Origin of the sequence: Clostridium sp. Marseille-P2415 (genome assembly GCF_900155545.1) — a bacterium.
Lineage (GTDB): Bacteria > Bacillota > Clostridia > Lachnospirales > Lachnospiraceae > Lacrimispora.
Genome location: NZ_LT732525.1, coordinates 489,167 through 501,698 on the forward strand (window position 1 = coordinate 489,167; position 12,532 = coordinate 501,698).

At 43.0% G+C, this 12,532-nt stretch carries 10 protein-coding genes; all 10 read right to left on the reverse strand.

Features of this window, described 5'->3' with window-relative positions:
* Positions 1-45: 45 nt before the first annotated feature.
* The 10 genes from BQ9856_RS02365 to BQ9856_RS02410 all read right to left on the reverse strand — a co-directional run bounded on the left by BQ9856_RS02365 (position 46) and on the right by BQ9856_RS02410 (position 12,468).
* The gene (locus BQ9856_RS02365) at positions 46-1,590 is read right to left on the reverse strand and encodes a DUF5605 domain-containing protein (protein WP_077609545.1); all 1,545 of its coding nucleotides are present in this window, start codon (positions 1,588-1,590) and stop codon (positions 46-48) included.
* A gap of 15 nt (positions 1,591-1,605) precedes the next feature.
* Positions 1,606-2,445: a carbohydrate ABC transporter permease gene (locus tag BQ9856_RS02370; RefSeq protein WP_077609546.1), complete on the reverse strand. Its 840-nt coding sequence runs from the start codon at positions 2,443-2,445 to the stop codon at positions 1,606-1,608.
* A 12-nt stretch (positions 2,446-2,457) separates the two neighbouring features.
* The gene (locus BQ9856_RS02375) at positions 2,458-3,330 is read right to left on the reverse strand and encodes a carbohydrate ABC transporter permease (RefSeq protein WP_077609547.1); all 873 of its coding nucleotides are present in this window, start codon (positions 3,328-3,330) and stop codon (positions 2,458-2,460) included.
* Positions 3,331-3,415: 85 nt separating this feature from the next.
* Complete coding sequence (locus BQ9856_RS02380; protein WP_077609548.1) at positions 3,416-4,744, reverse strand: ABC transporter substrate-binding protein; 1,329 nt, start codon at positions 4,742-4,744, stop codon at positions 3,416-3,418.
* A gap of 281 nt (positions 4,745-5,025) precedes the next feature.
* Positions 5,026-6,042, reverse strand: coding sequence for a LacI family DNA-binding transcriptional regulator (locus BQ9856_RS02385; RefSeq protein WP_077609549.1), 1,017 nt, complete (start codon positions 6,040-6,042; stop codon positions 5,026-5,028).
* A 172-nt stretch (positions 6,043-6,214) separates the two neighbouring features.
* Complete coding sequence (locus BQ9856_RS02390) at positions 6,215-7,342, reverse strand: glycoside hydrolase family 88 protein (protein WP_077609550.1); 1,128 nt, start codon at positions 7,340-7,342, stop codon at positions 6,215-6,217.
* An 18-nt stretch (positions 7,343-7,360) separates the two neighbouring features.
* The gene (locus tag BQ9856_RS02395; protein WP_077609551.1) at positions 7,361-9,208 is read right to left on the reverse strand and encodes a DUF2264 domain-containing protein; all 1,848 of its coding nucleotides are present in this window, start codon (positions 9,206-9,208) and stop codon (positions 7,361-7,363) included.
* A gap of 2 nt (positions 9,209-9,210) precedes the next feature.
* A complete protein-coding gene (locus BQ9856_RS02400) occupies positions 9,211-10,053 on the reverse strand; it encodes a carbohydrate ABC transporter permease (RefSeq protein WP_077609552.1) in 843 nt (280 codons plus the stop codon).
* Complete coding sequence (locus BQ9856_RS02405; protein ID WP_077609553.1) at positions 10,053-10,985, reverse strand: carbohydrate ABC transporter permease; 933 nt, start codon at positions 10,983-10,985, stop codon at positions 10,053-10,055. The genes BQ9856_RS02400 and BQ9856_RS02405 overlap by 1 nt, the downstream gene beginning before the upstream one ends.
* A 94-nt stretch (positions 10,986-11,079) precedes the next feature.
* The gene (locus BQ9856_RS02410) at positions 11,080-12,468 is read right to left on the reverse strand and encodes an ABC transporter substrate-binding protein (protein WP_077609554.1); all 1,389 of its coding nucleotides are present in this window, start codon (positions 12,466-12,468) and stop codon (positions 11,080-11,082) included.
* Positions 12,469-12,532 lie beyond the last annotated feature (64 nt).

Below are 12,532 nucleotides of genomic sequence, written 5' to 3' on the forward strand. Positions count from 1 at the left end.
TTGCTTCCATTCCGGCAAAGGATGCCGTTTACAGCTCCTATTCATTCAAGCCTGGCAGCCTTTACATTTTTTAACACGTATCGCCATATATTCTTTCCCCGGCAGCTCCACCTTAAATCTTCCCTTAACCATACCCCTGTCCTCGATTTTCATATCCCAGGTATCAATTACTTCAATTTCAAATTCACTTGTGTCATCGTAGTAAAATTCCCGAAACGACGGCCTGTTAAACCCATAGTAATATAAATAATAGTTTTTTGTTTTCCGTACCATAGAGTCCATACTTTCCGGAACAGCGCACACTTCATCCCAGGCCGATTGTAATGGCATCAGACCGTATCCCGGAGTCTCTGATAATATCTTATATAAAAATCTAAGCCTGTCGGGACTGTCTCCATGTAAAACCCCTCCATGAGACCACCACAAGATGTCATCCGGACTCATATAAGTTTCCCCATGCCCGGCGTATCCGCCCCTTAAACTGGCTTCCCAGAATCTGCGTACCAATTCCTTACCGCTTATATTTCCCCAGCCATGCTGGATATTTCCTTCATAAGCTATTTCATCAATTACTACCGGCTTCTTATACCTCTCTCTCCATTCAGTAACGAATTCAGCTGTCTTATACACATCCTGTCTCTGCATACTGCAATGCGTTACCCAGGGTCTGGTAAAATCATAAAACGGCATACAATTATGAATTGATCTTAAGTGATTGTATATATCCTTTTCACAGATAATTCCTGCATAATTTTCCCAGTCTTTTATGGTCTTTTGCGGCATAAGATCATATTCGTTGGCAAGTGACCACCATACATTCCTATACGCAGCAAATCTTGCGATGACATAGTTCCAATATAATTCGTCTTCTTCCTTACTCATAGAACTGAATCCCCAGCGGTCATAGGGATGCATGACAATTAAATCTGCTTCGATCGATAATTCTCTCAGCTGCTTGATACATTCTTCAATGTGCCGGAAATGCTCCGGGTTAAACCGGTAAAAATCCCACTGATTTCCATCGGCTTTCCCATTAAATAACTGAAAATTATCTTTTGTTAATTTTGTACTGTCGCAAGGCGTTCCTACATATGGATACGATCTCGGCTCATTTAGATTATAATCATAATGTTTGGGAAAAATGCAGAAACGAATTTTATTAAACACACTGTTCTTAAGCGTTTCTAATGTTTGTTTCTGTAATTCTTCCGATTGCAGTTCCCATACATAACAAGTCGTTCCGACGGAATAATAAGGAGTTCCGTCTTCATATGCAAAATGATATGTATTAGCCACACGGACCGGTCCATGATTATGCCCATCAGCCGGCAGTACTTCAAATGTCCCTTCATAGGTTTCTTCGGAAAAACTCCCTTTAATTACAAATGCATATTTTCCCTCAAATGAAGGCATAAAACGAACCACATATTTCCCGTCCCCATCATAAAATCCATCCACCGTTTTACATTCATGATCACCGGTAAAGGTCCCCTGTATCTTATAATCCACAAATGGATTTTTATCCGTATGTCCCATACATGTTATTTCCCACGCATCCCATTTTTCTATTTTTCTGATATATTCTGTCATGTTTAATCTCCTCTGTTATGATTTTACTGCTCCTGCCATTCCTTCTACAAAGTAACGCTGAAAAATTAAATATACAACCAATACCGAAATCACCGATAGCAGCACCCCGGCACACAGATAACCATAATCGGTTCCGTGCTCTCCAACGAATGTCATAATTCCGACCGGAACAGTCTTTTTCGCATTATCATTTATAATAACACTAGCCAGTAAATATTCGTTCCAGGTCGCCAGAAAATCCGTAATAATCAAGGTAGCCACCGCAGGCTTTGAAATCGGGAAAATAACTTTCGTAAATAACTGCCACTTATTGCATCCGTCAAGATAGGCTGCTTCATCAATATCCTTTGGTATTCCTAAAAAAAATCCCCTTAAAATCAAGATGCCATACGAAATACCAAAACCTATATATACATAAAACAATCCAAAATAAGTATTGAGTAGTCCAAGTTTACTGTAAATGACATTAATTGGAACCAAAGCAGTCTGCATCGGCAGCATCATACCAATTAAGAAAAATATAAAAATTCCGGTTTTATGTCTGATATTCAGCCTTGTTATGGCAAATGCCGCCAGCGCCTCAACAAAAATACCCAAAGGAACCTTAAGCCCTGAGACAATGAGATCATTTTTCATATAAATCAGCAAGCGCCCCTTTTCGATTGCATTTATAAAGTTATTCCATGCAATATGAGCGGGAATGCTGAACAGACCTAAGCCGCCATAGAAATCCTTTTTTGACTTTATTGCGGTCAATAACAATGTTACCATCGGTACAATCCAAATAACTGCTAAAAAAATCAGTATTAAATAGAGAGAAATTTTTTTCATTATTTTTTTTGTCTTTCCTTCCATATTAACACCTCCTTAGTCTTCTCTTGCGGTGAACAGAACATAAGGTACTATGACCACCAGCATCATAAATACCATAACACACGCAATCGTTGTACCAACTCCTACATTATTATATTGAAATGTCTGTGAATACATATAGGTTGAAAGCATTTGAGTCGCATTATTGGGTCCCCCTCCTGTCAGGCCCTGAATTACATCGAATACCTTCATAGCTGAAACAATTAATGTAGCTATTACGATTACAAAACTTTCTTTTAATAACGGAACCGTAATCAGGAAAAATTGCTTTATACCGGAAGCTCCATCAATTCTTGACGCTTCCAATACATCGGAAGGTACTGCCTGCAGGCCGGCCAAAAACAGAATCATGGGCTGACCGACAGCCTGCCATAACGCTGCAGCAAATATAGCATAAATGCTCACTTTAGGATCGGAAATCCAGCTTTGTGAAAAATCACTCCCAACTGCTTTAAAAAACTGGTTTATAAAACCAATATTGGGATTATATACCCATCTCCAAATAATAGACACAGCGATCGGAGCAATTACACAGGGGAAATAGAAAAAACCTCTGAAAAAAGTACGCCCTCTGAATTGCTTATTTAAAATGACCGCGAATCCCAATGAAACGGTCATTGTAATAAAAATGGTCAATGCAATCCAAATCAGATTATTTTTGATCGAAATCAGAAATATTGGATCTGATTGAAATAAATGAATATAATTTTGCAGCCCAAGAAACTTTTTATCTCCTATTCCGTTCCACCGAAACAAGCTGATATAAAAGGAATAAAATACCGGAACAACAATAACTGATAAGTAAATAATACCGGCAGGCAGCAAAAACAGAAATGCGCTCCTATCACTTTTATTTCTTTTTCCCATAATGATCTCCTTAAATTTAAACCCGGCAAAATATTTTACTTTAAGAAACGGACAGTATGTCGCAAAGCGTGTTTCTCATAGTTTGTTATTTATTGGCTGCCTGATAAGCATCAATCGCAGCCTGAATTTTAGCTGCTCCGTCTGCAGGCTCCATTTCACCATTTGCAATTGCATCCTGAACATTGAATAGAGCATCTGCCACTTCTGTGGGGAAAGCCTGATCCGTAATCGTGAAGGTTCCGTTGGTTTCTGCTGTTTTAAACATTTCTGCAACATTTGGCTGCCCTTCCGGCATTTTTGCATCAATTTTAGGAAGGGGAAGATTATAGTATTCTGCATATTTTTCAGCATTTTCTTCACTATAATAATAATCCATGAATTTCATGCATGCTTCTAGCTGAGCATCTGTATTCTTCGCATTAAACTGTGTCATTTCAGCAAATGCAGACAACCGGTCCGTACCGCCGGATGGGAATGCAAATGTACCATATAAATTCATATCCTGCTCAGCCTGTAAAATTTTTCCATCGTACCACTGACCTTGTATATCCATTGCCGCATTTCCTGAGAACAGAGCCATCTCCGTATCATTCGGATCTGCAGTAACAAAACCTTCCGGGAAAAAACCTTTATCACAGAATTCTTTATACTTGGTTAATGCCTGAACAACAGCATCACAATTATAGCTGGATTCGAATGTATTCATAGAATCATGGAGCTCACTTCCCGCATAATGTTCGATCAGCAATTCTACAAATCTCATGACATGCCATCCGTTTAAACCAGCTGTTGAAATGGGTGTTATGCCATTTTCTTTTAATGCTGCACAGGCATCTTCGAATTCTTCAAAGGTGGCCGGAATCTTAATTCCATATTTTTCAAAGATATCTTTTCGATAGAAAACATCCAATACATTATAGCTTGTAGGATAGCCGGACAATTGACCGCCTAACTGGCAAAGGCTTAAGACACCTGAACTGAATTTATTTTCCCAGTCATTCTTTTTTGCATATTCGGTCAAATCATAGGAAAGACCGTTTTCTGCATAAAATCCCCCCAGGCTTCCGCCCCAGTTAAACCACATATTAGGGAGCGTTCCTGAAGAAGCCGCTACCTTACAGGCATCCTTGATCCCATCCGTATCATAATAGGATACGGTAACTTTGATGTCCTTATTCGCGGCATTAAAAGCTTCTGCAATAGGATCAACCGCATTTTGTCTTGTATTCAACGCCCAAAAGGAAACTTCTGTAACCCCGTCTTTTGAGCCCCCCGATGAGCCGTCTTTCGCACTGTCTCCTACCGTTTTTGCTTCCGATTCCTTAAGTGCTGACTTGGTTTTGCAGCCGGTAAGAACCGCAGAGACCAGCATCACCGATGCCAGCAGGAATGCCATACCCTTTTTCGCTTTCATAAAATACCTCCTGTAAGATTAATGTACCAGTTAAATTTAAACAATAAATTTAACTTTCTAAATTTAATATAAACTTATTTTAACATACTCCGAACTAAATATCAATACATTTTTGTATCTTATGTATATTTATTTTTATTGTAATGTGTTTTTTTATACACATATTATATATATCAATGTTCTTTCATGGTTTTTATATAAACGCTTATATAAACAAATAAACATCAAATGCATTCTTCAGCATTTGATGTTTATTTGAAAGTATTATTTCTTAATTTTATTTATTTTACACTATTCCCTTCGATTAACAGGCAATCTGACATCACCTTAAACTTTGTCGGCATACGTTCTTTTATTTCTCTTTTCAGCAAAAGCATTGCAATATAAGGCCTGTTAACATGGTCGATTTTTATTGTTGTCAGCTTACAATCATATGTGGCATAACTGGGTACCTCGTCCACTCCGATCAGCGAAATGTCTTTCGGTATTAATATTCCTTCTGTCTTCATCGCTTTTATCGTTCCGATCGATACCTGAAAATTCTCCATAATAAATGCATCCGGCAGACGGTTTTCACGCAGATACATTTTCATTCTTTCATTTACATGATCGATCGTCCGTCCCACAGGGATGATCCTGTCCGGTTTAAACTCGAGGCCGCTATTGATCATTGCCTGTTTAAAACCAACTCTTCTTTGCTCAAAATTGTAGATATCAATATCATTGGCTAAGTAAATGATATCATTGCAATTCCTTTTTCGTAAATAATCAACCGCCAGCTTCAATGCCGCAGTATTATCAATGCATACTCTGTGATGAGAATTGTCTTCAAAGTCGTTGTCAGTTATTACCATGGGCTTATGAATGTTCTTTAACAATTCATAATCCTGCTTCTGTATTTCCGTGGCACATAAAATCACTCCTGCAACGCTGTCCATATTGCATTCATTCACTATCTGCTCCACCGGATCTTTTAATACGTTAACATAGGTGACTCCCAAAGAATACCCCATCTTCTTGGCTTCCCTGTCATATACCGCCAGAACATCTGTCCATAGATCTAATTCCGAACCATATGCCACTTTTAAATCGCGATGCATAAATATTATTTTTATCACTTGCTTTTCTTTCATCACTGAAGCTGCTTTTTCCCTGCTTCGGCTCTCCAACTGCCTTTTATAGTCAAGAATTTCCTGTCTTGTCTGTTCACTTACACCGGGTTTCCCATTTAATGCCAGGGACACAGTTGCTTTTGAAATTTGAAGCCCTCTTGCAATATCCGCCGCCTTTACTTTCATTATTGCAAATTTCCTCCTGAAAAAAACTACTTAACTATATTTTAAACTATTTGAACATTTTCGTCAACGCATTTGTTTAACAGAAGAATAAACCTGACAGAGCCGCAAGCGCAGAAAAGGAAGCCCATATGCGGACTTCCTCATTCATTTTCATTTCTTTGTTCCGGCTGCGTCACCACATGTCCAAAGCATGCCTGTTGATTTTAAGAATGGCTTCAATAAAGTAAAAGTCTCCATAAATGATCGGGTATTCATGAACCGGTTCTTTATAAGAAGCGGAACACTTTTCAAGAAAATGATCCATATCCGGCTCCCACCTGCACCTTTTTTCTGCCAGGGTCTTTAGCAGCCGGACTGCCGCAGCTTCATATCTGTCCTTCTCCTCCCCTTTTACAAAAACGGCCAGTTCCAGCAAACCGGAGGCTGCCACGGCTGCTGCCGATGAGTCCTCCCAGGTACAGGTTTCCGGCTGGCAGAAGTCAATGGGGATCAGACCGATTTCCGGTATGTGGTCAAGATAATATTCTGCGATCCGGCATGCCGTATCCAGATATTCCTGCTTTTTCGTATGCTTATAGCTGAGAGTAAAGCCATAAATTCCCCAGCCCTGCCCTCTGGTCCAGGCAGATCCTTCCACATATCCCTGGCCTTTATGGCTTTTCACAAGCCGGCCGGTTTCCGGATCAAACTCTATGATATGGGCAACGGAACCCTCCGGCCGGACAAAGCTTTTCATGGCAGTGTCCGCATGATGTACCGCTATCTGATAAAATCTCGGATCCTTTGTATGTTTAAAAGCCCGGTAAAGAAGGGGCAGGTTCATCATACAGTCAATGATGGCATAACCTCTGTGATCCTCGCTGCCTCTGTCGTTCCAGGCCCGGATAAAGCCCCCGGCCGGATTGTATCTGCCCGCCAGATTGGAAGCGGCCAGCAATGCCCGGTTGAGTGCCCCGGCAGATCCGGTGACCTCATAATCTGCAACCGCAGTGGGAAGCCACTTAAATCCATTGTCATGGTCCATATCATCATAGACCAGAAAATTGGCATCCAGCTTTTCTTCAATCCCGACCGCGTTTTGCAGCCCAATCTGATTCCCTGTTCTGTCATACAAAAACCACATGATCCCGGCAAAAAATCCATTGGTCCACCAACCGATCTTCTCCCCTGAACAGTCATCAAAAATGCCATTCACCGCCGTATAGGGGATTTTATGCTGATTGCGTTCCGCCACTTTTTCAAGTTTTGATAGGATCCGGGCTTCTGACTGCGCCGCCCAATCCTGATATTCTGCTTTCATCCCGATTCCTCCTGATATTTATAATTGCACATTGATTTTTTTCCCATTACAGTTTACCATTACCATGCCATCTTCCACTGATACCTCCGGCCTTTGCAGGTAAAGACCCTCAGCCTCTTTTGAGATATCTCCAAACACACAGTTGATAAGCAGATGGGTCCCTTTCTCCAGATGATGCTTTACAAGAGGCATCACGGTAAGGGGGTAGAGTATGTTGGTATTCGGAAAGCATTGGAGAACCTCTGCTTCGCCGCCGGTTAAGCTTATGATACCGGAAATCCCCCAGGGGAATCTGGCTGCTGCGGACTGTCCGGTCTTTTCGATCTGGCTGTCCCTGTATTTGATACCGGAGCTGTTTTCCGCCGGAATGCTGAATCCTCCGTCAGAAACGTCGATGTCCCCTTCGCATGCAATCCGGTGAATCCTCACATGCCAGGGAGAACAGGGGACGATTATGCTCTCCGCCTTTACGCCGCTTATTGGTTCATATACAGCTTTTAAATAATCGTCCTCCACCGCAAAGGCTTTGCATCCATGCATCATGGTATAACGGTTTTCTCCTCCATGAGAAAAGGCGATGGTATTGTCAAATGCCCCGTCATTTAGTTCTTGCCCCCTGGAAATGCTGAACCCGAACCGGTTGGAATAAACAAATTTTTCATACTTTTCCGATACATGTCCATGGTTTCCGGGACAATGCTGTCCTGCGGTATAAGCCATGATGCAGCCGTGTTCATCATGGGTAATAATCATATGAGGCTGCAGAAGTTTTTTCTGCTTTTGATAAGGAAATGCTTTCCTTTCCGCCTTCCAGAAATCATGATCTGCCGGAAGCGCCAGGATTAAAAATGCCTTTAAGGCCCAGTAAGGGGAACCTCCGCCGTTGTAATGCTCGCTCATGATCAGATTGGGGTAGGAATAACCGACCGTCATGATTCCGCCGTGATCGAGGATCGGTTTTTGAAACCACTCTTCCATGTGGCTTACAACTATATTTTTTATCACACCATAATCAATACCGGAAGCTCCCGAAAAGGCATACGCCCCCCAGAAGCTGCAATGAGCAAACCGGTATGTCAGGCTTCTTCCAAATGGAATGCTGCTGCCGTCATTGGCAAAAAAGTACAGATAATCCCGGGCAAATGCTTCCCCCCGGCTTTTTAAGGTTTCTGACCATTCCGGATCCATTTCCTTCATAAAAGCTGCATAAATCTGACCGTAAAAATGGAAAGCAAAGGCAATGTAGTAATCCATTTTATCCCTGCCGCCATCCACATACCAGCCGCCGGAAAGACAGGAATCCTCCACCAGCTTTTTATCCTCCCTGACTTTTTCCATGGAATAAGGCAGGTTTAAAAGCTGAAAGGCCATATTGGTAAGTATCCGGAAAAACCGCCAGTTATTCCGGGGCATTTCACAGCCATTCATCTGGTTTAGCCACCGGTACACATTGGACTTCACTGCCGGCTCCAGCCCATGCCACATGTCCTGATTTAAGGTGAACATTACGACTATGGCTGCCGCTTCCACAATCCTCTGGTCATGGTCCGCCATATCCCCCCAGTATTCTATATTCTCCGGGTCCGTACCGGAGGTAAGCCCTTTTAAAACCAGAGACCTCCACTCCTCCGCCTCTATTCTTATTCCCTCATCTTCATAAGAAGAAAGCTGGGAAAACAGCGGTCCCAGCCCCCAGAGCACTCTTGCAAAGCCTTCCATGGCAGCAACCCTGCTGCCATAGTGTACTCCTGTGTTTCCTATATTTAAAAAAGCACGGCCGGAACTGTAGTACTCTTTTAACGGCCGGATCAGCCTAATAAGGCTTCGTGCCGTATCTTCTCTTGATTCAAATTTATATGCATCCATCTCTATCCCTTGATTCCTCCTGACGTAATTCCTTCTACAAAATACTTCTGTGCAAAGAAATACAGCAGTATGGGCGGGATCATGGATACAAAGGACATGGCCAGCACCTGATTCCACGGTGTGGAAGCTCCCTGACCGTCAATGGACATCTTTAAGGCAAGGGATAAGGTATAGTTTTTTACGCTGCTGATATATACCAGATTATTGAAGTAATCGTTCCATCTCCATAGAGTCTGGAATATGACGACTGAAAAGATGGCCGGCTTCATCAGCGGAAACAGGACCTTTATAAAAACCATAAACGGGTTGCAGCCATCAATATACGCCGATTCATCCAGCTCTCTCGGGATCCCCCGCAGAAACTGGATCTGCATGAAAATGAAAAACGGATAGCAGGCAAGCAGTGCCGGCATCCAGAACGGCATATAGGTATCGACCCAGCCGAATTTGTTAAATGCAACATATCTTGGTATGATGACAACCGAATCCGGAAGCATCAGAGTCGAGATCATAAGCAGAAAGAACAGCTTTTTTCCCGGAAAACGGAATCTGGCAAAACCGTAAGCCACAATGCCGGTAGAAAGGACCGTAAGGACCACGGTAGGCACTACCAGCTTAAAGGTATTGAGATAAAAGCTGGTATAGGTAAACTGGCCGCTTCCGCGCCACCCCTTCTGAAACGGCTTTATGGAAAAATGCTCCGGAAGCAGCGTCATTTTACCGAACAGCTCCCGGTTTTCTTTAAATGTTGCAAAAAACAGCCAGACCAGGGGATATATCATGAATATTCCAATTAAGACCAGGATCACGTATGCGATTAAATTTCTGCGGTTTTTCGTTTTCATCAGTCCATTCCTCCATCGTTATAGAATACCCATGCGTCCGAAGATTTGAATACTGCCATGGTAACGGCCAGAATGGTCAGAAACAGGATCCATGAGGAGGCTGAGGCATACCCCATCTTCAAGTTCTGAAACGCATCCTCGTAGATCTTCACTCCCAGGAGATAGGTTCCGTGGTTTGGACCGCCGTTGGTAATAATAAATGCCGAGGTAAATTCCTGCAGGGCATGGATGATCTGCATCATCAGATTAAAGAATACGATAGGGGTGATCATGGGCAGGGTGATGTTCCAGAACTGCCTCCATTTTGTAGCCCCATCTACGGAAGCTGCCTCATAGAGCTCTGTGGGAACGTTTTTTAAACCTGCCAGAAATAATACCATGGAAGAACCAAACTGCCATACCACCAGAAGGCTGATGGAAACCAGTGCGATATCAGGATTTCCAAGCCAGTCCACGGAAGGGATTCCGATGAATGCCAGAGCTTTGTTGACCATACCGTCCTTCATGAACATGAACTTCCACAGAATGGATATGGCTACGCTGCCTCCCATAATGGAAGGAAGGTAATACACGGTCCGGAACAGATTGATTCCCTTCATCTTCATATTCAGTACCATGGCAATGGCTAACGCCATCACTAGCTTCATGGGAACCGACATGAGGGAATATTTTACGGTAATGAAAAAGGACTTCCAGAAATATTTATCTCTGGTAAATAAGTCTGTATAATTTTTTAATCCGACCCACTTTCCTGCCTTTAAAATCGAGAAATCCGTAAAGGAATAATACAGGGACATCAAAAGGGGATAGGCCTGAAGGAATGCGAATCCGATCACCCACGGGGCAATGAAAATAAGCCCCCATTTCCAGTTTTTCGGATATTTCCGCACGCTGCATGCTGCATTCGCTTTCTTTGAATATGAGTTTCTCATGAATTTCCTCCATCAAAAAAGGGATACCGGCCGTCACTCCGCAAAGCTCCGGCAGAATCCAGTATCCCCTGATTCAATTACTGCTTACGGCCAGTTACTTCTCTGACTTCAGTGACGAAAGCACTTCCTTGTACTGGTCTACAATTTCCTTGGCACCCTCTTCCGGCGTGATATCTCCGTAAATGACTTCCTGGATCACATCTTTTCTGATGGTTTCCAGTTCTGTATTGCCGCTTATGGTATTGATCGTATAGGAATCAGGCTGGGCCAATGCGACAGCTCTTTTCTGTGTCTGATTTAATAAGCCCTTTTCTTCCAATGTCTTTTCTGCAATATCCGTCGGGCAATAGCCTCTTTCGGTCCGAAGAATCTCGATGGCCTCCGGATCATTTTGAATGAAATCAAGGAATTTTGCGGCTTCTTCCTTGTTTTTGGAATTATCATTGATGCAGAATCCCATATTGCTGGAGAAATCCACGCCGCTGGATACCGCATTTTCCATTACCGGGATCTTCATAACATCGATCTTACTTGAGGTGGATGCTTCGTACTTGGGACAGGATCCCGTATTGTCAAGCAGCATTCCGATCTTTCCGTTGACCCACTTATTATTCTGATCCATCTGGCCTACAAAAACTGCGGCTTCTCCAAAGGGCTCCAGCGTATTGGACTCATATAAATCCAGGATGTTCTGAAGAGAGGAGGCCATCTGCTGCTCTGTGAAATTCAGTTCATACGTTTCCTGATTTACCAGGCTGTCTCCGGTCTGCTGGGCAATGTATCCGAGTGCGATCAACCGGTTCAATACGTCAATATCCGCTGTCATTAAATAGGCTTCCGGGTCCTGTTCATGTACCTTCCTGCCAAGCTCCTTTAATTCATCCCAGGTATACTGCTTTGCCATATCGACTCCGAATCTGGAGGCGAAATCCGTATTAACATACAGAACCTGTCCGCCGACCGTACACGGGAACATCACCGGCTCCCCGTTGTACATTCCTGATTTCTCGATGGTATTCTTTTTCAAGGTCGTTAAATCCACCGGAAGCTTGGATAAATCAGCGATGTAATGCTTTGCCTCCTGGACATCTGCGATCCAGTCCCTGGAAAACTGGAAAATATCCGGAGCCGTTCCGCTGGATAAGGTCGTCATCATTTTCTCATAATATCCGTCGTACCCCTGATATTCCCCTTCTATTTTTACATTGGGATGTTTTTCTTCATACAGCCCGATGGCCTTTAATGTGGCCTCGTGTCTGGAATCTCCTCCCCACCATGCAAATCTTAAAGTAACCGGTTCCCCGCTTTCAGCCGAATCTTTCCCCGTTGTGCTCTCTCCGGCTGCGTCCTCCGACTGAACGGAACTGCCGCCCCCGGTACCTTTCCCATCCCCTGTGCCTGCGGATGAGCCGCAGGCTGCCAGGGAAACCGTAACGGCTGCGGCTGTAACCAGCGATAAAACCCCTCTCCACTGCTTTTTCATGATAAATCCTCCTCGTTTCTGAAATATTTATATCCTGTATTTGTTCCTGCTTTATCTTACCATA